Below are 25,764 nucleotides of genomic sequence, written 5' to 3' on the forward strand. Positions count from 1 at the left end.
CTCCGTACCGGAGAAGCGGATCATCCTGTCGTCATGCGTCCGACATGTTCGCGGTCGAATCCTGTCCCGCGCTACGCGAAATTCCCGGCATGGGCCACACGATCCGGCTCGCGGACATCCTCGCCGCGCTGAGGCGGCTCGACGGCGACGACGATCCGCCGCCCCCCGGGGGCGTGCCGATGCGGCTGCGGCGGCCTTGGGCCGCCGCCTTGCGGAGGTAAGCGGGATGCTCACGCAGGCTGTCGTGACGATAGTCCTGCTGGGGCATGCTTCGGCGACGTGGGCCGTCCCGTTCATTGCATTCATGAGCGAGTTGGGTGACCGGCCCGTGCAGCGAACGTAGGCGACACTCTGACGCTAATCTCGCGCCCGGCACAGGACGGCCGATCCGGATGCTGCAGCGAACCGGCGTTCCGACGGCAGCCGCGGAGCTTCTGCTGTCGTGGATGAGAGCGAAAGTCGACGACCTCTGCGAGGAGCGCGAGGCGCTCCGCAAATCAGGCGCCTCACTTACCGGTCGGTCTTAGCGATCGAGGAAGCGGAGGAACGAGCACGTGCCGATCGCAGTTGTCCTGCATAAATATTTCCAAGGAGGAGGATGACGATGGAAACGGAAAGGCGTGAAACAGGAACGTTGATCGGTAGCGACAAGGTCGAAGGCACTGCCGTCTATGGCACCGACGCCCAGAAGATCGGCTCGATCGAGCGCGTGATGATCGACAAAGTCAGTGGCCAAGTATCGTACGCGGTTCTCGGCTTCGGCGGCTTCCTGGGCATCGGGGACGATCACTACCCGCTGCCGTGGCAGTCGTTGAAGTACGACACTGGCCTTGGCGGGTACCGAACCAATCTCACCGCAGACAGGCTCCAGGGTGCGCCGAAGTATGGCAACGACAACGCCTGGGATTGGGAAGACCCCGGACGAGCGAGAGCAATAAATGATTACTATTCTGGATTCTGACGCTTGCCGGCAAGTGGGCTAGCCGACGGCGATCAAGGCGTCAGCCGTCGGCAGAAGCGCAGAAGCGCTCTGTCCAGAAACTTGAGGTGTCGGCGGTGCGAATACTCCTCGTCGAGGACGACCCTCTCATCCGCGAGTTCGTGGTTGAGGCTCTGCGAGAGGAAGGATTCCACGTCGTCCATGCAGCGAATGGCGAGGAGGCGCTGGCGTGGTGCGGGCGGCGGGTCGTCGACCTTCTCATCACGGACGTCAAGCTGCCCGGGAACGTCGACGGGATGGCAGATCGCCGAACGCTGCCGCGAGCATGATTCCGGACTCCCTGTGATCTATGCGACCGGTTTCTCACCCGTCTCGCCCCGTCCCGTTCCCGGAAGTCTGACGTTGCAGAAGCCCTATCGTCCGGAGGACATCGTCAGGGCCGTCAGGCGGGTAGCTCCGGATCATGCGTAGGCGCCGCCAACGCCGCAGCGGGAATTCCGCGAACGGCGAGTTTCGGCGACGCCAAGCTGATCCGGAAATTCGGGGACGCGCCGGGCGACCGGCTCGCGTTGCTAAGCCCGACTAACCCGGGAGCGGATGCTCGAGGAAGAAGCGCAGCATCTCCGTTGTCGCATCCGGCCCGCGCGGATCGGTGTAGGAGCCGGCGGGACTGCCGCCCGACCAGGCGTGGCCGGCACCGTGAACGTTCCAATGCTCGGAGACGGCGCGCCCGTCCGCGTCGGCAAGGATCGTGCGGGTGTAGGCGTGCCCATGGGGCACTCGTCCGTCGCTCACCTTCGCTTTCAAACCTGCCCCCTTGACGGACTGCTCGATAATCCGGTCGCCGTTGTTCGGATGCACCGTGGCGTCGCGATCGCCATGGAAAACGATGGTCGGCACCGGCGGTCCACCATCGGCAATTTTAGACCCGCCGCCCTGCCGCATGGCCAAGAACGCGGAGGGAAGATCGCTTGCCGCCCCGCAGGCGAGGCCGGAATGGATCCCGACGGCCGCGTACAGATCGGCGTGGGTCGCTGCCATGATGGCGGCGGCCGCCCCGCCGGCCGACAGACCTGCGACGTAGACCCGCTTCGGATCGATCGGATAGTCGCGCATGATTTGGCGAGTGATGCCTGCGATCAGCGAAGGCTCTCCGCCCTCCCGCTGCTGGTCGCCCGTGCGAAACCAATTCCAGCATTTCGCTTGGTTGGCTTCATTGGGCTGCTCCGGATAGACCACGAAGCAATTCAGCTCTTCCGCCAGGAAATTCATCCGGGTGCCCGCCGCGAAGTCGTCTGGCGACTGGGTGCAACCGTGAAGCATGACCACGAGGGGAAGCGGTTTTTCCTGCGAGTGGCTTGGGACGAACAGCTTGTAGTTCCGGCTTCCATTCGCGCTGCGGAAGGTGCCTGCGATGAACCTCGTGCCTTCGGGTGCGATATCCGTCGTGGCAGGCGGAGCGCGGGTCATCGGACCACGCAGGTTGAGTCCGGGGAAGTCTTTCAAGCGATCGAAGCGCTGCAAGGGAGTGGGAGAAACCCGGACAGCTCGTCGGCTTTCCTTCTCCTCGACGACGCTGGCCTTCACGTCGATGGTCGGCGGCTTGAGCCGAGCTGGCGCGACACGAGTCTGGGACGGTTCTGGCGACTCGCCGCGGAGCATGCGCTGCAGGAGCGCGGTGGCCTCGACCAGGTGGCCCGCACGCGTGAGGCGCGTGGCCTCAGAAATCCTGTTCTGATTCAGCATCGCATTCACCTAGTTCTGTCGGAGAGTGCGGCCTTGACCGCGGGAGTGGCGTGAAGGGCACCGAGCACCGAGACCGAAGCAATGGTGGCGCGGGCCAGCTCGGGGGTGACGTCCTGGGCGATGGTCGCGAGACCCAGCACGTTGATGTGCAGCATCTCGCCGGCGCGCCGCGCCGCTTCGAGATCCTCGCTGCTGTAGTTCCGCAAGCCCAAGTCCAAGCTCTTTCGGACCGTCGACTGCTTCACGACGTCCGCGTGGCGTTCGAGCTGGTTGCGGATGGCCGTCCGGATGAAATCCGTGCGGTTCGAATAGAACCCTTCCTGCACCATCAGATCGACCTGACCCAGATCGACATAGCCAAGGTTGATCGTGATCTTCTCGGTATCGGGGATCCGGGGTCGCAGCTCGCGAATATTGCCGGCCATGAAAGCATCCATTCAACCATCCAATTGGATGGCTCATGGATGTCATATGGATGTTCATGGCGGGGTTTCAAGGGAGCGAAAAATCGATTAGCTGGGCGCTGGTAGTTCGTCGGCCGGCCTCGGTTCGCGCCGATGTTCAGCGTTTGGCGCCGCGAATGCCGCAGCCGAGTGCCCCGCCGCGGCAGAGATCAATCCGCGGTACGCGCTTTCATACGCTCGCGCCATTCGGTCCGCGGAGAAGCGTTCCTCGAAGCGGGCGCGTACTTTTCGTCTGTCGAGCCGACCCAGATCGCCTACGGCTCTGACAGCCTGCTCCTCGTTCTCGACGATGAAGCCGGTCACGCCGTCCTCGACGACCTCTGGCACGGAGCCGGAACGGTAGGCGATCACTGGCGTCCCACAGGCCATCGCCTCGATCATGACGAGGCCGAAAGGCTCCGGCCAATCGATCGGAAACAACAGGGCCGCGGCCTCTGCGAGGAACGGCTGCTTCTTCACCTCGTCCACCTCGCCGACGAGCTGGACCGCCCGACCGTCGATGTGGGGCTCAAGTTGCTTCTTGAAGTAGGCTGTCTCGCCGCGCGGAATCTTGGCGGCAATGCGCAAGGGCATTCCGGCGGCGCGCGCGATGCGGATGGCGTCCTGGGGGCCCTTTTCCGCGGTCAGGCGGCCGAGGAACGCCAAATAGGATCCTTGATCGAAAGACGGGCGAAAGTTGTTCGATGGCAGTCCGTGCTGGATCGTGGCGATCCAATTCGCCTCCGGTAACGGCAGACGCTGATGGTCCGATATCGACACGAAGCCCGCGCCGGGAAACTGCCGCAGCACCTCGGAAAGGCCCGGCAGGTCGAGCCGGCCATGCATGGTGGTCACGAAGGGCACGCCGAGCCGACTGAGCAGCGGAAGGGGCAGCCAGTCGATGTGCGCGTGGATCACGTCGAAGTCTTTCGCACGCTTTGCGATCGCGTCCAGCAGCACGGCGCAGGCGGCATTTGGATCGGCGCCCTTCCGTCCGAGACGCAGCGCGCGGGGCCACACGGAATGAAGCTCGCCTTTCGTCCGGGAGTCGCCGCTCGCGAACAGCGTGACGTCGTGGCCGAGCTCGACCAGTTCATCCACCAGCCATGCCACGACCCGTTCCGTGCCTCCGTACAGCTTCGGAGGGACGCTTTCGGCCAGGGGAGCGAGTTGAGCGATGCGCATCAATGCCGATCCTCTAGACCGAAAACATCGAGCGGAAGAACAGGACGATGGCCGCGGAGGCGAGTTCTGAGACGGCCAACAACGTCCAATCCGGCCTGGCGCTGCCGACCGCAGTTCGCCTGACGAACCCCTCCACCAGCCTCAACATTCGTCTTCGGGAAGGCGCTCAAGGTAAGCCAGGCCGAATCCCGTGAGTTCTTCGGCATCGCTCACACGCGCTTCCCATCTCCCTTGCAGATGACGCTCCAGCAGGCTGCGGCGGGTGTCGGAAGCATCGACATCGCGGTGCTTCGCCAGGTAGAGAGACCAGACCGTATGTACCGCCGTGCGCAGCGGGACGTCATCGACCATGTTCGGCTCCGACGAGAAGAGATATCGCTGGATGCCAACTCGTCTCGGAAGATCGAGTTTCTATTTTTTCCCGAAAAATCGTGTCCCGTCGAGGCGAGTCATTTGACGGGAGCGAGATGTTCACGCACGCCTGCAAGCTCGGACTTGAGGGCGTCCGTGACTGCGCCTACGTGAGCGGCAGCGGCAACAATTGGGTGAAGAAGACCTGCGCGGAGCGGTAGACCCTGACCATCGCCGGTTTCGCGCTCGACGAGGGTCAATGAGACGGTATCTACCTCGGCCGACGCAAGGACGGCGAGCTGAGCTACGCCGGCAAGGTCGACCATGGCGTCGACAAGGCCTCCGCCGCCGACCTGCAGAAGCGGCTGGAGCCGCTGATCCGGAAGATGCAGCCCTTCGCGAAGCGCGTCGGCCACAAGGGCATCCAAAGTTGTTAGCGGAGATCGAGTACCGGGCCACATCCGCGGAAGGCAAGGTCCGGCATCCCTTCTTCAAGGGCTTGCGGGAGGATCTGTGTTCGGTAGGCGCCTCGCCGCTCGACCTGGACGCCGCTGCATTGTCCCCGCCCGCAAATGCCTCGACTTGCAACGGCGACCCTGAACCTAAACGCCCATCGCGTTCAACGTGGCCATTTGCTCGCAAGCGCCCTTACCAGGACGGCAGCCCATGAGGCCGCCGGACTTGGATTGACCGGCTCGGTACGGCTAGGCGGGTACCGCCCGCCCTCCAAAACTTCCTGACGACCCAGAGGAACGATAGCTCGACTGCCAGGTTTTCCCGAAGCCCCTGCCCCAAGGGGCAACCCCGAACTGGCCCCCAGCTCACCGCCCCCCAAGCCCCCGAGCTGGGGCTTTTGGTCGTCTGCGAGCCCGCCTAGGGGGCTGGTGAGTTAAGGCCCCTCAGTCCTCAGTCCGTCGGCTCTGCTCCGAGAGACTTTTCAGCCCCGAGAAGCTTCAGCGCGGTATCGATCTTGGCGAGAAGCGCCTGGATTTCGGCACGCTCGTTCGGGCCGGGTCCGGCTTCAAGCCGCGCCAGCAGTTGCTCTTTCTGTCCTAGCAATCTGGCAAGAGCGGACCTCCGATCACCGCAACGTCTATCCGTATGAAAGGGCCGCTCGGGAGCGGCCCTTTCTTTGGTCACCAACGGCCGGTGCCGAAGCTGAAGCCGATGCTCGGGCCACCGCCGTAGTAGCCGTAGCCGCGATCGTAGTATCCTGGTCCGCCGTAGTAGCCGTAGCTCCGGCGCACGACGTAGCCGTCATCGTCGCCGTAATAGCGCTGGACATAGCGGGGACCGCGGGTCCGGAAGCAGCGGCCGTACTCGTTGCAAACGAGCCGGACCTGGTCGATGCCCGATAACTCGGGTGAACCGGCCGCGGTCGGATTGAGCGGAGCGGCAGGGGCAGCCGACGCCAACAAGGCCGTCGCGAAAGCTCCAAGTGCAATTGTCTTCATGAGCGTTCTCCTTACTTGGCGAGATCAGTCGATCTCTTCGATGATACGACGTTCCTGCGGTTCTACGATGTAGGTGCGGCTATCCCGGTGAATGTATCGGTAGTCCCGCAGACTCGGCACCTCGCGATAGACCTCGTCCGGGAAAGCATCGATCTCCACGCCGTCCGGCACTCGCTCGCCTCGGCGGATCTCGGTTCGCACCGTACTGCCGGTCGTTTGCCGTTCGCGCTCGACGGGACGCGCCTTGGCGTGCTTGCGGATCACCTCGCGGTCACGATCGCTGAAGGTGACATTGCGCTGCTCGGAGCGCGCCGGCGCTGCCGCCGTCGAGCGGCCCGAGTACGGCATCACGGCGACGATCTTGTAGCTGGAGGGCTCCACGATGACGATCTCGTCTTTCACCAGAACGAAATCGTAGCCTCGGTACTGGGGCACGATCTCGACCACCTCCGCCGGCAGCGGTTGCACGCGGACGTCGCGCGGCACGACCGTGCCGACCGACAGCGAGAAGTTCACGTTGTTGAGGGGCTGCAGGTTCAGGTGCGAAATCGACGTGCTGATCCGCGTCCGCTGCTGATCGTTGATGTTCACCGACGCATTCATGTTGGTGTTCGATGAGCGATCGGCCGTGTTCTGCTGGTTGTTCGGCTGCTGGGCCGTGTTGGTCGAATTGCTGCCGGTCGGAGACTGCGCCTGATTGCTGGTCGAGGCCGGCGGATTCGCGCTCTGGGTCTGGCCGGACGAGGGCGAATTGGTCTGCGCCTGGTTCGAGGGCGTAGTGGTCTGGTCGGAAGGCTGGCTGGTCTGGGCCTGATTGGTCGAGTTGCCGGAGGTCGGCGCCTGCGTGGTGTTGGACCCGCTCCCGGAATTGGACGACTGGTTCGCAGCGTTCTGACCGGTCGAAGAAGGCTGCTGCGTCTGGGCCGAGTTCGTCGAAGGAGTGCTGGCCTGCCCGGACGAATTGGACGACGGTGTAGTGGACATGGAGGACGGCGTCGTCGTGGAAGTGGAATCCTGCGGTCGTTGCGCGGTCGGCGAATTTGAGCTCGAAGTCTTGGGAGACGACTGCGCAAATGCCGAAGTCGCAATCGCGACTGCAGCGGTCGTAGCCAAAAATAAACGTTTGTTCATTTGAAACCTCCTGAATGCGGTCGCCCGTTAACACGCGATGGTGGGCTGAGTTCCAGATCGGGAAAACTCGGCAATCAGAATTGCACGTGCGCCGACGATTTGTTCCGGCGAGAGGAAGATTGCTGCGACACCGCAGCAGCGCGCGCTACGGCATCTTTCGGGAACAACTGGAACTTGCAACTGAACCCCTCGTTAGGAGTGACTACTTTGAAGCCACTGGAGGAGACAGAAATGAAGAAGCTGATCGTTTGCGGCGCGCTCGCCGCGTTCGCTCTGGGTACCCAGGCGGCCAGCGCCGCCGAGTTCTACATCATCCGCGATGCCACCACGAAGAAGTGCACCGTGGTCGACACCAAGCCGACGACGACCACCACGACAGTCGTGGGCGACGGTGTTTACAAGACCAAGACGGAGGCGGAGTCCGCAGTCAAGACCACCAAGGTCTGCACCGAGCAGTAAGAACTTCGGACGGACCGGCATCGGCTCAGGCGAATACAGTTGCTATTCCTGTTGTGGGTCGTCGCCGGGGCGATCGTCATCGGCGGCGCCGGCTATTGGTAAATTCACATGCGTTGAGTAGATGGAAGTTCGCTTCGAAAGTGGCCCGTCCAATCCCTCGGATGGGCCACTACTCCGTCAAGCGATGCTGTCCAAAGGACCCGCGTCCCAGCTCCCAAGGCATTCGAATACTTTCGGAGACCCCGTACAAGGCGACCGGCGCGTTGACGCCTCCGGCGGTCGGAAAAGCAAAGTGAAGGCCGACATATTGCGCGTTGCCTGTCGCACCGCCTCAATACCACTCACATTCTTCATCAAGGCGATCTCGCCCTTTTGTTCGCGACGTATCGCCGCGCCATCAGCCGCAGGCGCAGATCGCCGGATGAATGCCACTCGTCGCCCGCCATCTGAACAGCCCCCGCAATGATGCAGGCTCATCATACGGATACGACCGCGTCAAATTCGGCGCCGGCCGCTTTCCGCACTTCCGCCATTTGTGCCGGCGTCAAATATCCCGGCATCGCCGCGCGCTCATCGCTGGAGCAAATCGGCATCGGCTCGCTAAACGAAGCGGCAGCTGGAAAACGCGTTGGGATGCGCTGACGTCGGCGCGTCCCGCTCGGGTCATTTCGCCGGCACGGCGCACATTCCCGACCGATCGGCGCGCAACGCCGGCTCAAGGAGCGAGCGGGACTTCCGGCTGGCGCATCGACGACCGAATGATCCGCGCCGAGACCGATTTTCCGGCCGGCACCTTGCTCTGCTCGGCATGATGGGAGAGCGGGATCAACACATTGCACTCGGGATAGTAGGCGCCAATGCATCCCTGCGGGATGTCGTAGGAATACACCATGAGCCCGTGCTTCTCACGGCGAACGCCGTCGGCCGCCTCGGTCGCGAGGCCGATCGCGTCTCCGTCGGTCAATCCGAGCTTGGCAATGTCGGCCGGATTCATGAAGACGACGTCTCGGGTCCCGCTGACATCGCGCAGTCGGTCCTCGTAGCCGTAGGTCGTGGTGTTGAACTGGTCGCTCGACCTCAGCGTCATCAGCCGGAATAATCCCGCTTTGTCGGCGAAACCCGTGGCCGAAAGCTGCTTCGGAGCGAAGAAAGTCACCCGACCGGTTTCCGTGTCGGAAAAATCCCGCTTTCGCGCCTTGTTCGATCGATAGAATCCTCCCGGCTCCGTCAGCCGCGCATTGAAGTCCTTGAACCATTGCGGGTATGTCTCAGCGATGGCGTCCCGGATTTTCGAGTAATCATCGGCGCGCTCAAGCGCGGACTTGCACCGCTGCAGGACGAGCTTGGCATCCATGTGTGTGGCGGACGCCGCAAGCACTCGCGGCGCACGCCTGACGAATTGTCGGCGCTTGGCGATCGCATTGGTTTTGACGGCCTCGCCCTGACGCGCACGACCCGTCTTGTGGCCAAGGTGGACAGCGCCGCAGTCCAGGACGGTTTCGACCTCTATCTTCACGGCTTCTTTGTCACCGACGACGGCAAATGGACGGTGGTCCAGCAAGGTATGAACGAGGACAGGCGGCAGGCGCGACGCTATCATTGGCACTCCGAGGGACTGCGAAGTTTTGTCGATGAGCCGCACAGCGCGATCGACGGTCCGGCACAAGGCGAGATCGTCAATCTCATCGATCGTCGCGCTGATGCCTCACGCCGGGCGCAGCTCGATCTCCTCGCCGCCCTCGGCCCCGACGGCATTGCCCGTCAATATGCCGAGCTGACGCGGCCGACCGCAGTTCAGCCCGACCTGCCTTACCTGATCATGCCCGATCATCACGACGTTCGCGCAAGCGACGTCTTTATCCGGCGGCTCCACGGCACGCTCGCCGCGGCCGCGGAACGCGGGCCGGTGGACTTTCCGGAGCTCCTCCTTACGCCGGGCGTCGGTGCTCGGACTGTGCAGTCATTGGCCATGGTGGCCGAAGTCGTCCATGGCGCGCCCTTATCGCTTCCGCGATCCGGCGCGTTTCTCGCTCGCCCATGGTCGGCAAGGACCGCCACCCTACCCTGTGCCGATCAAGGTTTACGACGAGACCATCCGTGTCCTGAAATCTGCCGTGCAGCAGGCAAGGCTCGGCCGCACGAGGAGATGCAGGCATTGAAGCGGCTGGACGACCAGGCCCGCAAGGTTGGAACGAACGGCCACCGTGCCGTCGTTTGAAACGTTTGTGGCGGGCGAGCGCGCTCGCTCCCCCTCCCTGGATGGCCGTTCGGTCTTTGGCTGGGAAGCCGACCTTGCCGGGCGTTCGCCGGTCCTCAAATCCTGAGCGAGAGCTTATGAGCCTGGACGATTGGCATGGCGCGCGTTCTCATTGGGACATCCGGTTGGCACTATGACTCCTGGCGGGGTCCGTTTTTCCCCGAGGGCCTGCCACTCAAGGGGCAGCTTGACTATTACGCCAGCCAATTCTGCACGACCGAGCTCAATGGCGTTTTCTACCGCACGTCGACTGAGCAGGCTGTCCGCGTCGAATGGCACAATGCGACGGGCAAGGACTGTTTGCGTGGAAGGCCTCCAAGTTCATCACGCACTGGAAACGCCTGTCGGAGAAGTCGGTCAACAGCCTCGAGTTGCTGGAAGATCGTCTGACGCTGCTACGTGGGAAGGCCGGACCGGTTCTGTTTCAGCTGCCGCCGAACTTCGAAGTTGATGCCGATCGGCTCGCATCCTTTCTCAAGTTGCTGAAACGACGGCGACGATACGCTTTCGAATTTCGTCATCCGAGCTGGTACGAACCACGCATCTTGAAGCTACTGGCCGCGTGGAATATCGCGCTTTGCATTTCCGACCATCACGACGCGCCGGCGCCGTGGAAGCGCACCGCCGATTTTGTCTACGTCCGAGGCCACGGTCCAGGCGGACGGTATCGTGGGCACTACAAGCCCGCCCAGCTGGCCGACTGGGCCAAACATATCCGCAGTTGGAAGCGCCAGGGATGCGACGTCTATGTCTATTTCGACAACGATCAGAAGAGCGCAGCGCCAGCCGATGCCAGGAAGCTTTGCAAGCTTCTTGGATTTGCCCGGCGACAGGATCGCAGGCGATTGGATCGGCTTTTGGTTGAAAGCCTGGCTGCGTCGTCAAGCGTTTCGCGACTTGCGTCGCTTTCGACGGGCAAAGCGCACGATCAGACGGGTTAGCGCAGGCTTGTATACAAGCGCCGACGCTTGCTTCGCCGGCAACCATATCACTTCGCGTTGTCCGCGCTCGGGCCAGCGTCGTTTTTGCGCTCGCACTTTCAGCGGGAACAGCCGGACATCGCAGGCGATCTTCCGCTTGCCCTTTCGATTATTGCGCCAGTAGGTGCCGATCGCCTTTCCCCTGACCTTTCTCAACAGACCAGCTTCCTCGAAAGCCTCGGTCTCGGCGGTACGCTGCGGCTCTCCCGGCTTTGGCGAACCCTTGGAGATCGACCAACGCCCTTTTCGCCGCGTCGTGATCAGCAGCACGCTCAGTTCAGCCTTACCCAACTGGAAGGGGAGTGCCGCAAACTGCTTGTTGCCCACGCCGCTCCTAAGCGTCGTATTCTGACTGTTGCGTGGAACATCGGAGAGCGCGCGCAAAGCCCTAAAGCTCAGCGCCACATGCTTGGGACCGTACGCAGCGCCTCCCGGCCAGCATTCCCTGAGCTCCTCGATCGACGAACGCCCCTGGCGAATGGCTTCCAGCAGTCCCGATGCGACGTTGGTTCTCATGATGTCGGAGTGCGGCATATCTCCGCAAATCTCGTCCAACACCGCGCGAAGCATCGCGGCCGTCTCACCATCGAGCATATCTACCTCCCTGCCTCAATGGGTTCTGCCGACACCCTAGCGAGGGTCCGCGCGGGACGGCTTAACGTATGTTAACGCGGGTCTTTGGGGCAGCGGACGGAGCGCCGACGGGCCAGCTGGACGACCTATTCGAGTCACTTCGGCATCGGATCCTTGAGGCCGTGACCGGGATCGACCAGCCGGCCCCCCGCGCAAGTGTCACAGCATTTGCAAGCGCCCGCGCGACGTTCGAGACCTCCTGCTGAAAGCGGGCGTCCTCATCGAGAACGGCGTGCGACGTCGCGTATGGCTCCACGATCGAAGCGGTGACCTACACGGCACGCGAACGCATGAAAGCCTAGGCCGCCCTAGTCGCTCAATCTTTGCGCCAATTATTCGTTATGCAACTTGGCTTCGTGATAGTTCACGTAACGCGCGGCGTGCAACGTCCTCCAGTGCTTCGAGCCTGGTGTTGCCCTTTCTCGCTGCCTGAAGGAGCTTCTTCGCAACATACTTACGTGTTTCATGATCGCCGCCGCAATTTGGAAGCTTTCGGCAAATATTCTCCAACGCAACGTCCACGTTGGCGACTGTGCCCTGGTCCAACTTGATCATGGTCTTTCTCCATCGCGTCGTCGGGAATTTGCGATGACCTTCACGTCTTCGCTGGTCTCCCGCGTTTTGCAAATACAATACCGAACATATATGCTGCATTTCGCAGACTACCTGCCTCCTTCAAGGCCCGCGTTCGCTCGGGTCCATGCGGCAGCGCGCGGGCCTCTTCGAGCGCCACCAGGGCCTTTGCCTCCAGTTCGTGATCCGGACGTCGGAAGTTTTTCTTTTCAGTCATTTGCCAATCAACAGTGCGCGCTTCACAAAATCTGTCACCGCCTAGAAACCCAATCTGCGTCGTTCCCACTGCACCGTCACTAACCTGTGTTAGGAGAAGAGCCTGCCGTCGGGGGTCGATGGCCCTTCCTTCTGGGGTTGCTTGTCCCTCTGTGAAACTAATCCTCGCCCCGCATGAAGGAACCGCCGGCTTGGCTGAGCAGCTGCCGCTATTCTCCGGCTCGCCCCTCGTTCCCGATGGCCTGCGCTACGCTGCCGATTTCATTTCGCCAGCGACCGAACGGGATTTGATCGAACGGATCGCAACGCTGCCGCTGCAACCATTTCAGTTTTGCCGATATGAGGGCAAGCGGCGTGTGGTGTCGTTCGGCTCTCGGTACGACTACATGCTGCGCCGTCCGCAGGAGGCCAGCCCGATTCCATCATGGCTCGCGCGGTTAATTGAACGCATCGAGGAGTCGGGGGGTGCAAACACCAAGATCGCCCAAGCTCTCTGTACCGAATACGATACCGGCGTCGGCATCGGCTGGCACCGCGATAAGCCGCACTTTGACCGAATATTCGGGCTGTCGCTGGGATCGTCCTGCAGATTACGTTTTCGGCGCCCTGCGGCTGACGAATGCAGCGCTATACGCTCGATGCGGCGCCACGGTCGATCTACATGATCGCGGGTCCGGCCCGACAGGAACGGGAGCACAGCATTCCCGCTGTGGAGGCTCTCCGGCATTCGATCACCTTTCGAACCATGTGAATTGCTCCTGACCGACCCCTCGCTACCTCGGCGACCTATTGGCGGTCAGCTAATTCGAAAGCGCCGTCGACGGTACACAGCTTTCGCATCCCGATACGAGAAGCTTCATCTCTCCGTCGAGGAACCCGCGCGCGGCTGTCCCTCATTGTCTTCAAAGATGACCATCAAACGCCCGCCTGTCTCGACAGCACGTTCAAGCCATTTGATCGACTCATCGACCCAGTAATCGCGGTTGACGGGATCGGCCTCGGCCTTCGCCCGACAGGCTGCGGCTTGCGTGAGGCACGCCGTCTTGCGGTCCATTGTCATTTGCCGGCGCTTTGCAGTCCGGGCGAACTCAGCCACTCGTTCATCTGAGCGGCCGTTTCCGCCTGTTTCGCCTTTCGCAGGAGAGCATCGCGTTGTTGTCCGTCGGGGAGGTTTCCGGCGGCCGCCCGCGCTTCGCCGGCGACTCGCTGCAACCGTTGGTCGAACGGCACCGTTTGCTTTCGTCGATTCCGCTTGGCCGTCATGAGGCGTCCTGGTTTACCTATCCGTTGCCCGCAAGACTGCGGCGGCAGCGGCTGGTCGTCGCTAACCCAGGTTATTCAGACGCTCAGAAAAAACTGCCAAGACAGCGGAACTATTTTGGACTTGGGGGTACCAATTGCCATTTGCCCGGGGCACCGAAGCGGCCTACCGCCGATGGAGATGGGCTTCCGGACGATTGGAGCAGTCGGGTCCCCGTCCTTGCGCACCCGAATGTCAATCCACCTTGTGAGACACGGCTTCGACAGGCGCGCCGAGCGGAAGTTCAATGTGGCATGAAAGCCCGTCGGATCCGAAAGTCATTTTGGTCGACGCCTGCAAGGAAGCCACCAGCGCGCGCTCGATCAGCTCGCGACCGAAACCCTTTCGAGGCGGGGCCCTGGAAATCGGCACACCTGTCTCCTTCCAGTCCAGCGCCAGCATTGGCTGCCTGCCGGCATCATAGCGAACATCCCAGGAGATCGCGAGCGCCCCGTCAGGATACTTGAGTGCACCGTACTTCAGCGCATTGGTGGTCAACTCGTGCAAGGCAAGACCGAGCGTCTGCAGGAGCTCGAAATTCAGCGCAATCGGCGGCCCCTTCACTTGAACCTTGCCGCTTTCAGTCGCGCCGATGGCCTCGATCTCAAATCGAATCAAATCGCCGAGGTCGATCTTGTCAGCCGATCCTCCGCTGACGAGACTCTGGACCCGACCGAGCGATGCGAGCCTGGCGGAGAACGCGTCAAGCGCCTCGCCCTTGCCGATCGTTCTGCGCGAAATCGATTGAACCACCGTCAACAAGTTGCGCGTGCGGTGCTGCAGCTCCGCAATGAGGACATTCTGCCGGGCCTCGGCGACCGTAATCGTGGTGATATCAACAAACGCGATCACCACGCCTTCGATCTTCTGAATGCCGTCACGGTAGGGCGACAGGCGAACAAGGTAATGCGTAGCGCCATCCTCGGTTTGCACCCGGCGTTCGAGGGCTTCGCCGCTGTCGAGGACACACCTGATCTCGCCGGCCAGACCGGCAAGATTGAGCCTGCTCGACAGATCGGTGATGGGGCGGCCGCGATCTCCCGGCAGGATATTGAATATTCCGGCGACCGTCGGCGTGAAGCTTCTGATCGTCAGCGCCCGGTCTAGGAACACCGTTGCAACGTCTGTGCTCTCAAAAAGGTTCTGCAAGTCGCTATTGGCACGGTCCAGCGCGTCGACCTTGGTGCTGAGCTCGGCATTGACTGTGTGTAGCTCCTCGTTGACCGACTGAAGCTCTTCCTTGGAAGCCTCAAGCTCCTCGTTGGTCGATTGCATTTCCTCGTTGACCGAGACCAATTCCTCATTCGATGATTTCAATTCCTCCAGCGCCGTTTCGTATTCCTCGATCATCGACTGCAGTCGATCTCGCGTCTCGCGCAGTTCACGCTCGACATGCAACGCAACGCCCTGGTGCGCGGAATTCGCGCGCATCAGCGCTTCTTCACGGCTGAGAACCGGTCCCTGATCGAGAAACACGATCATATAGAGCGGCTCGTTTCCGCTATCGCCAAACGGATCGACCAGAATGTCGACGATCTGGACACCGCCGGCGTCGCTTTCGAGCGCAACGCCCTCGCGCGAGGCCGCGCGGCCGGTCTCGACGGCCTCGCGGAACGCCGTCCGCAAATCGAGCCGCAATCCCCGGCGCGCCAATGTCAGAAGTTGCCGCGTCGGCGCGCCGGGTGGCGCTTCGAGGTATTTTCCGGTCTTGCTAGAGTAGTAGATGACGTCGCCATCGCGATTGGTAACAACATGGGCGGGCGAGAATCGATCCAGGACGTATTCGTCCACGCTTTGGCGCAACAATAGCCCGCTCAACGGTGGACGGCGCGGCACCAACTCGCCCAGTTGGCCCGGCTTCAACGTATTAATGAGGATCGGAAGACGGATATTGGAAGCCACGTCGGACCGGCGGCGAAAGATGCGATGCTTTTTCTCGATCGGGATGAACAGTTCCGCGAACTGACTTACATTCTCCGCCGAGCCCAGAAAGAGATATCCATCCGGCCGCAACGCATAGTGAAACGTCGGTATCACCTGATTTTGCACATCGGCGCCGAAATAGATCAACAAATTGCGGCAAGAGACCAGGTCGATGCGCGAGAACGGCGGATCGCGGACGACGCTGTGCGGCGAGAAGATGCAGAGTTCGCGGACGTCCTTGGACACCACGTAGCTGCCACCGTCCAGAATGAAGAAGCGCTTGCGCCGCTCGACCGAGACGCTGTCCAGCAAGGCCTCCGGATATCGCGCCACGCGAGCTACCGACAGTGCACGCTCGTCGATATCGGTCGCAAAGACTTGGACGCGCGGGATCGCCGACAGCTTGTCCATATACTCGCGCAGCAACATCGCGATCGAAAAAACCTCTTCGCCCGTCGAACAGCCAGGCACCCACACCCGCACCGTATCGTCGGCGCCACGTCCGTCGAACAATTTGGGGATCACCGAGGCGGCAAGGCCTTCGAATGCATCGGCGTCTCGGAAGAAGTTGGTCACATTGATCAAGAGGTCGCGGAATAGCGCATTCACTTCCGGCGGCTCCTGCCGCAGCCGCTCGACATAGCCCTCGATGGTTGCGTGCTGCCTGATTTGCATCCGACGCAGCACCCGCCGCATGAAGGTCTTGACCTTGTAACCGCTGAAATCGTGGCCGATCTGGTTGCGCAAGATGGCGTAGATTTCCGGCATCGCGGTGTGGATGCTCTGCTCGTCGGAAGCGCGATGCGACTGGTCGATCATCCGTTCGATCAGCAGATTTCCATGGCCGAACTCGACGAGCTTCTCACCCATCTTTTCGACTGGAATGGCAAAGTCGACGAAGCCCGTTGCGATCGCGCTTTCCGGCATATCGGGATGGTTCGGGCCAAAACTATCCGCCACCTGCGCCAAGGTGATTCCGCCCCGCTCCTTGATGGCCTTGATGCCGAGCGTGCCGTCGCCGTCACCGCCAGACAGCACGACACCGGCGGCCATCTCGCCGACGTCAATCGCAAGTGAACTGAAGAAGATATCAATCGGCTTTCGCTCGCGCCGGCCAGCATTCTTCTGAACCTGCAGACGCTTATGCTCGATGGTCAGGATGGCGCTGCTGGTCAGCACGAACACGCAATTGGGCTTGACCTCGACATCGTCCGTGATCGTCGTCACCGACATCGTCGTGAGCCGGCTTACAACTTCGTGGAGCAGACTTTCGCGCTCTGGGCCGAGATGCGTGACGATGACGATCGCGAAACCGGGATCGGCCGGAAGTCCGCGAAAAAAGCCTTCCAGCGCCTCAATGCCACCGGCCGAGGCCCCGATGCCGACGATGGGAAAACCCGGATGATCCATTTGTCGTCGATCTCAAATCCTGAACCCTTGGCGTAACGCTTTCGTGGCGCAGTAAGTCTCACCCTTCCGGCGATCCCCACACAAGTCAAGGAATTCTTTGCAGAAATTCGATTCCAGCCCGCGGACGGTACGGCCGCGAAGGCCGGCGTTCCTTGGAACCATTTGCCTCTCCCAACACTTATGGACGAAGGGCTTCGAGCAAGATGCTGCGTCAACTCTCGATACACAATCGGTCGCCCCATGACCTTCGCCAGCTCGCGCGGGAACGCCGCGAACTGGCCGCAGAGAAGACCGGCAGCATCAGGGCCCTCCTGCTGAAAGAGGCAAAATTATTAGAATTTCAGGCGGAGCTGAGGACCTGGGCCGGGCGGCCGAGCTTTGAAGCCGGCGGGCGGCGTGACCTAGGGTCCACGGTACCGTACGAGATCAAGTCCCTCGTTGCGAAATTATCCTCGCGAATGGGCTTGGCGGCGGCGGACCAACAAGCGCTTCTGGCGGCAGCCTCTCCGCCGAGATTTGTTCAAAAGGGCGAATGCCTAATCGAACAGGGCGAAGATGTTGCCGCGTTGATGATTCTCTGCAACGGAATGACCCAAACGGTTCGAACCTTGTTGGACGGAAAACAGCAGATCGTCGCTGTTTCCGTCGCCGGGGACGTGCTGAATTGCGGTGGGTTGCTGTTCTGCCAGGCGCGCAACTCGATCTTCGCCCTTACACCGGCGATTTGCCTGCCATTGCCATTCAGTGCGGTCGAAGCGGTTACAACCGCGCACCCGGCGATCGCGCGCGCATTATGGCTAGAAACGGCGGCGCAGGCAGCCATTCAACAGGAATGGATGATCTGGCTGGGACGCCGCGCGGCGCAGACACGCTTGGCCCATTTCTTGTGCGAGATGACATATCGGTTGCAACTCTCCGGAAACGGCGTCGGCGACGAGTTCGAATTCCCTCTGACGCAGCGGGAACTCGGCGATTTGCTCGGCTTGTCGTCCGTCCACGTCAACCGGACGCTCCAGATCCTGCGGAGCCAAGGCTTGATCGAGCTAAATCATCAACGACTGAAATTGCGCAACCGAGCCGGTCTCTATGAGGTCGCCGAGTTTGACCCGCGGTACCTGGATGGATTGAGGCTCTCAGTCTGCGGAGCGACCTGAATGCCCAGATTCTTCTTCAATCACACCTCGCACGACGACGTCAGCGTCGATAAAAGCGGCACGGTTTTTCCATCCCGGAGGACGCCTATCTCGACACCCTGCCGCGCTATCCTGGATATCGCATTCGAGAAGTTGCGGGATCGGGTTGATCCAGCCGAGGACGAGATCATCAGCGAAGGAGGTGTTCTGTTGGCGACCATTCCGTTCTCGGAAATGCTTCGGCCGCATCACAAGGGGCGCACCGAATCTCCAACGGAGCAATTGCTGGCGATCAGCGCGCGATTGATCGAGCGCAATCGAACCTTGCAGGCACAATTCAACGAGGAATTTGCCAGGACAGAAGCGTCGTTCAGGACGATCCGATCAAACCTGGTTCGGCTCGACGCGGCCTGTTCAACTTATTGGCCGCGGGCAAAATAGACGTTTCCCTTACGGCATCGCAACCGCGCATCGCTGGGGGCCACATGCGAGGAACGAAGGTGTTCCCGCGGAATTGGCTCCCCAGAAAGGAGCCCGCGATGGCCGACGCGTCGAAATCATCCGCGCTGACCGCGCTGGCGCTCAGCTGCACGCTTAAGCCCGGCAGCAATCCTCATCGACCGACAAGCTCCTCGGAGAGATTTTGGCCGCGCTCGCTCGATACGACGTGGGAGGCAATCTCGTTCGTGTCGCGGACTTGAACATCAAGCCGGATGTCACCTCGGACGAAGGCGACGGCGACGACTGGCCTATGCTGCTGCGGAAGATTTTGACCTGCGACATTGTGAGCCTCGGCACTCTCCGATCTGGCTTGGCCAACCGTCGAGCGTTGCCAAGCGTATCCTGGAACGCATGGCTGCCTTCCTCGAAATGGCTGCCTTCCTCGAAGAAGCTGACGAGCGGAAGCGCATGCCCGCTTTCGGCAAGGTCGCGGTTGCTGCGGTTGTCGGCAATGAGGACGGTGCGCACCACTGTCACGCCGAGATGTTTCAGGCATTGAACGACGTCGGGTCCACTATTCCCGCGGGTGGCGGCACCTCCTGGGTCGGAGAAGCGATGGGATCCCCGACTACAGGGATCTCGCGACGCCATATGACAGGACCGTCCAGACCACCATGCGAACGCGGCCCACCTCGCGCGGCTGATGAAGGAAGCCAACTATCCCAGTCTGCCCTAGCCTCGACCATGATCATGGACATGCCTCTGCATCTGACCTGGCCTGATATCGCGTTGCGTCTTGCACTGACGATGGTTGCCGGCGCGATTATTGGCTTCAACCGTGGGGCACGGGGCCACGCCGCCGGCTTCCGATGATCCAGACCAATCTTGCTGCTGCCGATGGAGGGAAAGAACCCCGGCTCGTTCGCCGTCATGGACTTGATGTGCCTGCCCCTCGGCATTTTGACGGGCGTAAGTTTTATCGGCGGCGGTACGATCCTGAAAAAGGGGCGACCTTGTCACCGGGGTGACGTCCGCCGCCACATTGTGGCTGGTAACGGTGATCGGGCTTTGCCTCGGCGGCGGCCAACTCGCGCTCGGTATCGTCGCCACACTCCTAGGCGTTGCAACGCTATGGTTTTTGAAGATGGGTCGACGTCATCATTCCTCGTCAGCACCGCCGTGCTGCGTTGACGATCTCTTTCAACAAGGACTGGGGGGTCCTCGACGAACTACCGCGGCTTGCAGGCTCATTGCAATACCGGGCACGGTTTCAGGAGCAATCGTCAGGGCACAGACCCAACGATGACAGACTTTGTATTCGAGGTTTCATGGCGCCGCCCCGAGCAGTCGCAACCGCCGATCGAGTTGCTCCGTCTCATTGACCACCACTACAGCGTGTTCTCGTTCGAACTCACAACCGAGAACGGTCGGTAGCGCGACCAGGGCCAAGACGAAAGACCCGCCAGTCGAACCAACGGGCGGCCACTAGATGTCCTCCGCCTCCCGAGGGCTTATCGGGGGTTACTCGGTCCAATCCAACCGACGAGCTATTCCTGACATTCCCACGGGCGATCGGATAGGAACGAAGCCGCCGGTGACCGCTTTTTAGTGCGAAGCGCACGAGGCAAATGCCATGTCCACCTGGTACCAAGAGGACGTCGACGGTCCCCTGCTCGAGGAAACGATCCGCATCGCCTGGAACTATTTGCAGTGCTCGGGCGAAATTGAAGATCAAGACGAGACAGCCCGGATCCTCACCCGGAAGATCGGCCTCATGATGGAGCAGGGTCAACGCAATCGTCTCGTGCTGTCGCCATAGCCGCCTTTCAGCGATACAGGAAGACACGTACGATCGAGGCGGCCTAGCTCTATCCAAGAGCCGGGCATTCCTTCGAGAACATTTGGTTCGAATTAGGAAGGCTGTTCGACTGCAGCCCGTTGTGCGGAGACACGACGCAGAGACATGAAGGTATGCGAAGGTATGCGACGCTCGTGTGCGGGGCAGGATGCCGACGGACCGTCAGACCCGCCCCGAGCCGGTCACGCGCCATACGGTGTTGCCGACATCATCGGCAATAAGCAGCGCGCCGGATTTGTCGATCGCCAATCCGACCGGGCGCCCACGCGACTTCTCGTCCGGACTCAGGAAACCCGTGACGACGTCCTGGGCTGGTCCGTTCGGATGGCCGTCGGTAAAGGGGACGAACACGACCTTGTATCCATTGAGCTGAGGCCGATCCCAGCTGCCATGTTCGCCGACGAAAGCGCCGCCCCGGTAGGCCGCCGGCAGAGCGTCACCGGTATAGAACGCCAGGCCGAGCGGAGCGACGTGCGAGCTCAGCGCATAGTCCGGCGCGATCGCCTTCGCGACGAGATCCGGACGCTGCGGCTGGACGCGCGGATCGACATGCTGGCCGTAGTAACTGTAGGGCCAGCCGTAGAACGCGCCATCCTTCACCGAAGTGAGGTAATCCGGCACGAGATTCGGCCCGATCTCGTCGCGTTCGTTGATGACGGCCCAGAGCGCGTGGCTCTGCGGTTCCCAGCTCAGGCCGTTGGGATTACGCAAGCCACTGGCGAAGATCCGCGATCGTCCGGTGGCTCGATCGACCTCCCAGATCGCGGCGCGGTTCTTTTCCGCCTCGATGCCGTTCTCGGTGATGTTGCTGTTGGAGCCGACGCCGACATAGAGCCGTGAGCCGTCCGGGCTCGCCACCAGGCTCTTGGTCCAGTGATGGTCGATGGGACCGCCCGGAAGCTGGGTTAGCGTCACGCCCGGCGCAGTTATCTTGGTGTCGCCCCAATTGTAGGGATAGCGGACGATCGCGTCGGTGTTGGCGACGTAGAGGTCGTTGCCGACAAGAGAAACGCCGAACGGCGACTTGAGATGATCGAGGAAGACGCTTTGCACCGCGGGCTTGCCGTCGCTGGCGGCGCGTAGCAGCGTGATACGGTTGCTCTCGCCGGTGTCGCCGCCCGAGGTTGCCCAGGACTCGACCCATTTCATGATGAAATCCTTCGGGCGCTTGATCGGCTCGGTGCCGGGCGCCTTGGATTCGACCACCAGGATGTCGCCGTTCGGAAGCACGTAGAGTGATCGCGGGTGCTGCAAGCCGGTCGCAAACGCCGTGATCTGCAGGCCGTCAGGCACGCTTGGCTTCTCGCCTTCCTTCCAGCCGACCACCGAAGCCACGTGCATCGGCGGCAGAAGATACTGCTCCTGGGCCGGCAAATCCGGCTTCGCGCCAATCTGTGTCTTCGGATCCGGTGCCGTCTCGTTGCAGCCGGCGAGGCCGAGCGCGATGACGAGACATCCGGCAAAGCCGGAGGTTTGCGTTCCGGGCCGACGAGGACTCATGCGCATCAATCCGCTACTCCCACATGATGGCGATAGACCATGCTCCAGCCGAACCATCCCGTGAACAGCATCACGACGACGGTCAGGGCAGAGAGAATCAGGCCGGTCGGGACCACCGACGTCCAGGCGTCGCGGCTATGGACGAACGCGTTGAACAGCGCCAGCAGTAACACGATCACGTTGCCAGTTATATGATACCAGGCCGGCGTGAGACTGCGGATCAAGCGATTGCCGAAGAAGTCGATCAGACCGGCAATTGCCGCGAGCGCACCCATGACCAATCCCGCGAACAGGAGCCATGCCGAGAAATCTGCCCACATCATTTCGGCCGTGCTCCAATAGGCCAGGTCGGTCAACAGCGCACCGACAAAGCAGGCAATCGGAAACGGCACAAGCATGGGATGAATGGGATGCTTGGCGATCCGGGCGGTCGAAGCCGGATTCGCCGTGTCGGTCGTAGCTGGAATGACGTCATCCATCGCAAACCTCCAGATGCCGCCTCAACCGTCCGACGTTGCCGGGGTTCCTATTCGGCCGAAGCGGTAGCGCGACGCGGGTTAGGAACAAAGCGATGCACGGTGCATCACACAGCGCTTCGCCGCTGCATCAAGGAAAGCCAATCATGGTACGTGAAGGTCCAGCCGAACCGCCGCCTGCCAACGTCTCCGAAACGACAGAAGCCAGGCGCGCGCGTCCCTATGGCATGGCGTTGACGGCACTGATCGTTGCGGTCGTTGTCATTATCGTTGTCTATCTCGTCATGAGATAGCTCGACGGCAGCCGCCAGCTACCTGCTGGGGTAGTTTTCGCTGTTTTAGCAGCGCGTCTATGGCGAAGAGTTCCTTACCATGACCCGCGTACGCCATCTCGGGCGAAAATGGGCCGGCTCGACACCCTTCCCGCCGTTCCCCGGGCAGTGATTCATCGCGGGACCGAGACATGTCTTGTAACACGCAAGGCACGTCCCGATGCACCGATTCATCTGTTAGGACACTGCCATCGCCGGATCCTCACGCCGCACCGCGCCTTGTGTGCCGCCCTCCTTGACTTCCTCGATGATCTTGGCGCTGAAGGCGTCCAGATCTCCGGGATTGCGGGATGTCAGGACTCCCTGATCGACCACTTGTTGTGAGGATTGCGATCTTCTTGCCATTCAATTCCATGATCTCTCCATCGACTATCCGCTGTTGGCGGGGCCGATCCTTGACCGCTCCTGCAGAGTAGGTCTCGCGCAAGGGTTGACCAGGCTTTCGCGAAGACCTGCCTGAGATAGCGAAGCCCGGTGGACGTCAGGCGGGAGTCACTGACCTCTCCTTTGGCGATTTCGGCTTCGAGGAATGCCTCGAGCTCGGGAGCGCACGCTCGAATCTCCCGGTCGCGCCCATCAGCTCGCAGGTTTCCCTGATCCGCTCGATCGGCCGTTCCAGAATGTTGATCAGAACCATTCAGCTCAAATCGTCGCCCGTGCGGGCTCCGAAGACGACGACGCCAAGACGACGGAACGTGCCGTCGTGGGTTCCGGATCGATGGGAGCCCCGCGCATAATGGGACGTTCCGTTTCTGCAGCCCGCTCCTCTCGCCCAACCTACCGCTTCGCAAAAATTATCGAAGCCGCAAGGTTCCGTTTCGCCAGCAAGCGCGTTTATGGAACATGACCCGCCGCAAAGAACCAAAGCAAGCCGCCGCATCGCTCCTCTGGCCGTTGCTTGCATTGAACTTCTTCATGGCGGACATGCAGTCCGGGATCGGACCGTTCGTCGGTGTGTTTCTGCAGAGTCACGGCTGGACCACCGGATTGATAGGAACCGCCCTGACGATCGGAAATGTCGCGGGAATGCTGATCACCACGCCGGTCGGCGGATTCATCGATACGACGGATCATAAGCGGGCGTGGGTCATCGTCCCAGGCGTCGCCGTAGTGATGGCATCGGCGATCATCCTCGTCTCGCAGCAATTCTGGGCTGTCGCGCTGTCTCAGATTGCGACGTCGGTGGCAGGAGCTGCAATCGTTCCAGCTGTCACCGGCATCACTCTCGGCATGGTCAAGCAACGCGGTTTCAACCGTCAGAATGGCCGCAATCAGGCCTTTAATCATGCGGGCAACATGATCGGCGCGGCAGCGTCCGGCTACCTCGGCTGGCGATACGGCTATGTCGCGGTCTTTCTGCTCGCGGCGGTTTTTGGCCTGATGACAATTGCGAGCGTTCTGCTCATTCCAGCGGATACCATCGACCACCGCGCAGCGCGCGGCAAGGAAGACGATCCCGAAAGCCAGCCCAGCGGATTTAGCGTGCTCGTCAAGCACAAGCCGCTGCTGGTGCTGGCTCTGGCTCTGGCATTGTTTCATCTGGGCAATGCTGCAATTGTACCGCTCTACGGCCTCGCCGCGGTAGCCGACGGACTTATGAACGGCCCGGGCGTGGTCGCTGCCACGATCGTGGTGGCCCAGGGTGTCATGATCGTCACGTCCATCGTCGGCATGCACGCCGCGGAGCGTCGGAACTTTTGGCCGGTGCTGCTGGTCTCCTTCCTCGCCCTGCCCATCCGTGGCGTCCTCGCCGTCTTCCTCTCCGGCTGGTGGGGCGTGCTGCCCGTGCAAATCCTCGACGGCATTGGCGCGGGTTTGCAGAGCGTGGCGGTGCCCGGAATTGTGGCCCGTACGCTCAACGGAACTGGCCGGGTGAATCTCGGTCAGGGGGCGGTCATCACAATCCAGGGGATGGGCGCGTCGTTCAGTCCGGCACTCGGTGGCTGGATCGCTCAATGGGTCGGCTACCAATTGGCATTCCTGATCCTCGGCGGGTTCGGCCTGCTCTCGATCGCGCTCTGGATCTCGCTCCGTGCCGTCGTCAACAAATATTGAAATCTGAGCATGATATGGCCGTGTTCGACCCGATTCGGCCTAGCAACGATTCGAGCCAGCACGAGTTGACCGGCTTCACAGCAAAATGAACTCGCGATGAAAGATGCACCGGCCGCCAACGACCTCGCGTGCCGCCTGATCGCAACCGGCGCGCGGCCAACATCTTCGGTCGGCCAATCGGATTCCATCTTGCTCGCGAGGATCAGCCACGCTTCAGCGGCATCCTGAAGCTTCTTCTTGCGGCGGCCAATATCGTGCTCAGCCTGCGCCAGCTTCTCGGCTGCTTTTTCCCGGCAATCTGCTGCGGTGAACATGGCCCGATCTGATCACGCTCGACGACAGAACACCTTTTGCCGATGACTGCGCAAAGGCACCCGTGAGCATCCGCGATGGATCGTATGCGTGTTCAATAACCAGGATCTCAATGAAGTCACCTGGGAACAGCGCGTCATGGGGGCAACCCGAAATTCGAGGCCCTCCCAAGGACATTCCCAACTTCGCCTACGCCAAGTTCGGCGAGATGCTCGGATTCCAAGGGATCTTCGTGGATTCTCCGGACCGTCCGGCGTCCGCCTGGCAGGAAACGCTTTCAAGCGATCGGCCTGTCGTTTTGGAAGTGAAAATCGATCCGAACGTGGCACTGCTTCCCCGCACGTCACGCACAAGGAAGCTCGCTCCTTCATGTCGGCGATGGCAAAGGGCGACCGAGGCGCGGGCCGCGTGATCGGTGACACCGCAAGATGTCGATGGACTGTTCGGAAACACCGACCGATGCCGACCGACCGACTCTAAGCCACCTGACGGCAGGCAACCTTTGTCACCGGGCTCACTTCGGCCACCGATAACGTCTGATTTGGGAGGCCGCGATGTACGCGCCGTTTCGCGGGAGACGCGGCTTGGAAAGTCATTCCCGACCGAGGTGGAGATCTGGCGGCTGTACTCATGGATGGCGTGATGCTCGGCGCATT

The 25,764-nt window shown here is 61.4% G+C and carries 29 protein-coding genes and 4 pseudogenes; 17 read left to right on the forward strand and 16 right to left on the reverse strand.

Annotated features, from left to right (window positions below):
• The first annotated feature begins 44 nt into the window (after nucleotides 1-44).
• The 3 genes from FXB40_RS48890 (at nucleotide 45) to FXB40_RS48895 (ending at nucleotide 1,269) form a co-directional block, all read left to right on the forward strand.
• Nucleotides 45-221 carry a hypothetical protein gene (locus FXB40_RS48890; protein ID WP_246207247.1) on the forward strand — a complete coding sequence of 59 codons (177 nt, stop codon included), beginning with the start codon at nucleotides 45-47 and terminating at the stop codon, nucleotides 219-221.
• Between the two features lie 383 nt (nucleotides 222-604).
• Nucleotides 605-961 (forward strand): PRC-barrel domain-containing protein, encoded by a 357-nt coding sequence (locus FXB40_RS01015; protein WP_148770291.1) that lies wholly within the window; start codon nucleotides 605-607, stop codon nucleotides 959-961.
• 86 nt (nucleotides 962-1,047) lie between these two features.
• Nucleotides 1,048-1,269, forward strand: coding sequence for a response regulator transcription factor (locus tag FXB40_RS48895; protein ID WP_246207250.1), 222 nt, complete (start codon nucleotides 1,048-1,050; stop codon nucleotides 1,267-1,269).
• 253 nt (nucleotides 1,270-1,522) lie between these two features.
• Here FXB40_RS48895 and FXB40_RS01025 read toward each other — a convergent pair whose 3' ends face one another.
• The 4 genes from FXB40_RS01025 to FXB40_RS01040 all read right to left on the reverse strand — a co-directional run bounded on the left by FXB40_RS01025 (nucleotide 1,523) and on the right by FXB40_RS01040 (nucleotide 4,665).
• Nucleotides 1,523-2,686 (reverse strand): extracellular catalytic domain type 1 short-chain-length polyhydroxyalkanoate depolymerase, encoded by a 1,164-nt coding sequence (locus FXB40_RS01025; RefSeq protein WP_148770293.1) that lies wholly within the window; start codon nucleotides 2,684-2,686, stop codon nucleotides 1,523-1,525.
• A gap of 5 nt (nucleotides 2,687-2,691) precedes the next feature.
• Nucleotides 2,692-3,111 (reverse strand): CopG family transcriptional regulator, encoded by a 420-nt coding sequence (locus FXB40_RS01030; protein ID WP_148770295.1) that lies wholly within the window; start codon nucleotides 3,109-3,111, stop codon nucleotides 2,692-2,694.
• A gap of 87 nt (nucleotides 3,112-3,198) precedes the next feature.
• Complete coding sequence (locus FXB40_RS01035) at nucleotides 3,199-4,314, reverse strand: glycosyltransferase family 4 protein (RefSeq protein ID WP_148770337.1); 1,116 nt, start codon at nucleotides 4,312-4,314, stop codon at nucleotides 3,199-3,201.
• Between the two features lie 141 nt (nucleotides 4,315-4,455).
• Nucleotides 4,456-4,665: a hypothetical protein gene (locus FXB40_RS01040; RefSeq protein ID WP_148770297.1), complete on the reverse strand. Its 210-nt coding sequence runs from the start codon at nucleotides 4,663-4,665 to the stop codon at nucleotides 4,456-4,458.
• A 95-nt stretch (nucleotides 4,666-4,760) separates the two neighbouring features.
• Here FXB40_RS01040 and FXB40_RS01045 point away from each other — a divergent pair.
• Nucleotides 4,761-5,179 (forward strand): annotated as a pseudogene (locus FXB40_RS01045) (ATP dependent DNA ligase); the annotation flags it as partial.
• 622 nt (nucleotides 5,180-5,801) lie between these two features.
• On the opposite strand, the gene FXB40_RS01055 reads toward FXB40_RS01045, so the two are convergent.
• Nucleotides 5,802-6,119: a hypothetical protein gene (locus FXB40_RS01055; RefSeq protein WP_148770301.1), complete on the reverse strand. Its 318-nt coding sequence runs from the start codon at nucleotides 6,117-6,119 to the stop codon at nucleotides 5,802-5,804.
• A 24-nt stretch (nucleotides 6,120-6,143) separates the two neighbouring features.
• The gene (locus tag FXB40_RS01060) at nucleotides 6,144-7,103 is read right to left on the reverse strand and encodes a DUF1236 domain-containing protein (protein ID WP_246207252.1); all 960 of its coding nucleotides are present in this window, start codon (nucleotides 7,101-7,103) and stop codon (nucleotides 6,144-6,146) included.
• Between FXB40_RS01060 and FXB40_RS48900 the strand changes: the two genes are divergently transcribed.
• Both FXB40_RS48900 and FXB40_RS01065 read left to right on the forward strand, forming a co-directional pair.
• Nucleotides 7,102-7,254 carry a hypothetical protein gene (locus FXB40_RS48900; RefSeq protein ID WP_246207254.1) on the forward strand — a complete coding sequence of 51 codons (153 nt, stop codon included), beginning with the start codon at nucleotides 7,102-7,104 and terminating at the stop codon, nucleotides 7,252-7,254. The two genes, FXB40_RS01060 and FXB40_RS48900, sit on opposite strands and share 2 nt — an antisense overlap.
• A 227-nt stretch (nucleotides 7,255-7,481) precedes the next feature.
• Complete coding sequence (locus FXB40_RS01065) at nucleotides 7,482-7,709, forward strand: hypothetical protein (protein WP_071910996.1); 228 nt, start codon at nucleotides 7,482-7,484, stop codon at nucleotides 7,707-7,709.
• A gap of 715 nt (nucleotides 7,710-8,424) precedes the next feature.
• On the opposite strand, the gene FXB40_RS50065 is transcribed toward FXB40_RS01065, so the two are convergent.
• Nucleotides 8,425-9,063: a molybdopterin dinucleotide binding domain-containing protein gene (locus FXB40_RS50065; protein WP_347339739.1), complete on the reverse strand. Its 639-nt coding sequence runs from the start codon at nucleotides 9,061-9,063 to the stop codon at nucleotides 8,425-8,427.
• On the opposite strand from FXB40_RS50065, the pseudogene FXB40_RS01075 reads away from it, so the two are divergent.
• Both FXB40_RS01075 and FXB40_RS01080 read left to right on the forward strand, forming a co-directional pair.
• Nucleotides 9,007-10,033, forward strand: a pseudogene (locus FXB40_RS01075) (DUF763 domain-containing protein); the annotation flags it as partial. The gene FXB40_RS50065 and the pseudogene FXB40_RS01075 sit on opposite strands and share 57 nt — an antisense overlap.
• A 29-nt stretch (nucleotides 10,034-10,062) precedes the next feature.
• Nucleotides 10,063-10,907 (forward strand): annotated as a pseudogene (locus FXB40_RS01080) (DUF72 domain-containing protein).
• Here FXB40_RS01080 and FXB40_RS50070 read toward each other — a convergent pair.
• From FXB40_RS50070 to FXB40_RS47550, 3 genes are all read right to left on the reverse strand, one after another.
• Nucleotides 10,848-11,540 carry an NUDIX hydrolase gene (locus FXB40_RS50070; protein WP_347339740.1) on the reverse strand — a complete coding sequence of 231 codons (693 nt, stop codon included), beginning with the start codon at nucleotides 11,538-11,540 and terminating at the stop codon, nucleotides 10,848-10,850. The pseudogene FXB40_RS01080 and the gene FXB40_RS50070 sit on opposite strands and share 60 nt — an antisense overlap.
• 378 nt (nucleotides 11,541-11,918) lie before the next feature.
• Complete coding sequence (locus tag FXB40_RS01095; protein ID WP_148770307.1) at nucleotides 11,919-12,134, reverse strand: hypothetical protein; 216 nt, start codon at nucleotides 12,132-12,134, stop codon at nucleotides 11,919-11,921.
• 40 nt (nucleotides 12,135-12,174) lie between these two features.
• A complete protein-coding gene (locus tag FXB40_RS47550; protein WP_187436585.1) occupies nucleotides 12,175-12,369 on the reverse strand; it encodes a hypothetical protein in 195 nt (64 codons plus the stop codon).
• 190 nt (nucleotides 12,370-12,559) lie between these two features.
• Between FXB40_RS47550 and FXB40_RS01100 the strand changes: the two genes are divergently transcribed.
• The gene (locus FXB40_RS01100) at nucleotides 12,560-13,033 is read left to right on the forward strand and encodes an alpha-ketoglutarate-dependent dioxygenase AlkB (RefSeq protein WP_246207256.1); all 474 of its coding nucleotides are present in this window, start codon (nucleotides 12,560-12,562) and stop codon (nucleotides 13,031-13,033) included.
• A gap of 191 nt (nucleotides 13,034-13,224) precedes the next feature.
• Here FXB40_RS01100 and FXB40_RS01105 read toward each other — a convergent pair whose 3' ends face one another.
• The 3 genes from FXB40_RS01105 to FXB40_RS01115 all read right to left on the reverse strand — a co-directional run bounded on the left by FXB40_RS01105 (nucleotide 13,225) and on the right by FXB40_RS01115 (nucleotide 17,001).
• Complete coding sequence (locus tag FXB40_RS01105) at nucleotides 13,225-13,422, reverse strand: hypothetical protein (protein ID WP_148770309.1); 198 nt, start codon at nucleotides 13,420-13,422, stop codon at nucleotides 13,225-13,227.
• 2 nt (nucleotides 13,423-13,424) lie between these two features.
• Complete coding sequence (locus FXB40_RS01110; protein WP_148770311.1) at nucleotides 13,425-13,631, reverse strand: hypothetical protein; 207 nt, start codon at nucleotides 13,629-13,631, stop codon at nucleotides 13,425-13,427.
• A 232-nt stretch (nucleotides 13,632-13,863) separates the two neighbouring features.
• The gene (locus tag FXB40_RS01115) at nucleotides 13,864-17,001 is read right to left on the reverse strand and encodes a CheR family methyltransferase (RefSeq protein ID WP_148770313.1); all 3,138 of its coding nucleotides are present in this window, start codon (nucleotides 16,999-17,001) and stop codon (nucleotides 13,864-13,866) included.
• Between the two features lie 203 nt (nucleotides 17,002-17,204).
• On the opposite strand from FXB40_RS01115, the gene FXB40_RS01120 reads away from it, so the two are divergent.
• The 5 genes and pseudogenes from FXB40_RS01120 to FXB40_RS01140 all read left to right on the forward strand — a co-directional run bounded on the left by FXB40_RS01120 (nucleotide 17,205) and on the right by FXB40_RS01140 (nucleotide 20,394).
• Nucleotides 17,205-18,155, forward strand: coding sequence for a Crp/Fnr family transcriptional regulator (locus FXB40_RS01120; protein ID WP_246207258.1), 951 nt, complete (start codon nucleotides 17,205-17,207; stop codon nucleotides 18,153-18,155).
• Nucleotides 18,156-18,575, forward strand: a complete 420-nt coding sequence (locus FXB40_RS01125; RefSeq protein ID WP_148770315.1) for a hypothetical protein — start codon at nucleotides 18,156-18,158, stop codon at nucleotides 18,573-18,575.
• 98 nt (nucleotides 18,576-18,673) lie between these two features.
• Nucleotides 18,674-19,199: pseudogene (locus FXB40_RS01130) on the forward strand (flavodoxin family protein); the annotation flags it as partial.
• A gap of 433 nt (nucleotides 19,200-19,632) precedes the next feature.
• On the forward strand, nucleotides 19,633-19,881 hold the full coding sequence (locus FXB40_RS50075) for a hypothetical protein (protein ID WP_347339741.1): 249 nt from the start codon (nucleotides 19,633-19,635) through the stop codon (nucleotides 19,879-19,881).
• 327 nt (nucleotides 19,882-20,208) lie between these two features.
• Nucleotides 20,209-20,394 carry a hypothetical protein gene (locus FXB40_RS01140; protein WP_148770317.1) on the forward strand — a complete coding sequence of 62 codons (186 nt, stop codon included), beginning with the start codon at nucleotides 20,209-20,211 and terminating at the stop codon, nucleotides 20,392-20,394.
• Nucleotides 20,395-20,595: 201 nt separating this feature from the next.
• Here FXB40_RS01140 and FXB40_RS01145 read toward each other — a convergent pair whose 3' ends face one another.
• Both FXB40_RS01145 and FXB40_RS01150 read right to left on the reverse strand, forming a co-directional pair.
• Nucleotides 20,596-21,933, reverse strand: coding sequence for a PQQ-dependent sugar dehydrogenase (locus FXB40_RS01145; protein ID WP_148770319.1), 1,338 nt, complete (start codon nucleotides 21,931-21,933; stop codon nucleotides 20,596-20,598).
• A gap of 5 nt (nucleotides 21,934-21,938) precedes the next feature.
• Nucleotides 21,939-22,412, reverse strand: coding sequence for a DUF2231 domain-containing protein (locus FXB40_RS01150; RefSeq protein ID WP_246207260.1), 474 nt, complete (start codon nucleotides 22,410-22,412; stop codon nucleotides 21,939-21,941).
• A 143-nt stretch (nucleotides 22,413-22,555) separates the two neighbouring features.
• On the opposite strand from FXB40_RS01150, the gene FXB40_RS47555 reads away from it, so the two are divergent.
• Nucleotides 22,556-22,702 (forward strand): hypothetical protein, encoded by a 147-nt coding sequence (locus tag FXB40_RS47555; protein ID WP_187436586.1) that lies wholly within the window; start codon nucleotides 22,556-22,558, stop codon nucleotides 22,700-22,702.
• A 216-nt stretch (nucleotides 22,703-22,918) separates the two neighbouring features.
• On the opposite strand, the gene FXB40_RS47560 is transcribed toward FXB40_RS47555, so the two are convergent.
• The gene (locus FXB40_RS47560) at nucleotides 22,919-23,086 is read right to left on the reverse strand and encodes a hypothetical protein (protein ID WP_187436589.1); all 168 of its coding nucleotides are present in this window, start codon (nucleotides 23,084-23,086) and stop codon (nucleotides 22,919-22,921) included.
• A 498-nt stretch (nucleotides 23,087-23,584) separates the two neighbouring features.
• On the opposite strand from FXB40_RS47560, the gene FXB40_RS01160 reads away from it, so the two are divergent.
• Together FXB40_RS01160 and FXB40_RS01165 are read left to right on the forward strand one after the other, a co-directional pair.
• Nucleotides 23,585-24,796: an MFS transporter gene (locus tag FXB40_RS01160; protein WP_148770321.1), complete on the forward strand. Its 1,212-nt coding sequence runs from the start codon at nucleotides 23,585-23,587 to the stop codon at nucleotides 24,794-24,796.
• 128 nt (nucleotides 24,797-24,924) lie between these two features.
• On the forward strand, nucleotides 24,925-25,122 hold the full coding sequence (locus FXB40_RS01165; protein WP_148770323.1) for a hypothetical protein: 198 nt from the start codon (nucleotides 24,925-24,927) through the stop codon (nucleotides 25,120-25,122).
• Nucleotides 25,123-25,764: the final 642 nt, after the last annotated feature.

It is taken from the genome of Bradyrhizobium rifense, assembly GCF_008123425.1.
Lineage (GTDB): Bacteria > Pseudomonadota > Alphaproteobacteria > Rhizobiales > Xanthobacteraceae > Bradyrhizobium > Bradyrhizobium rifense.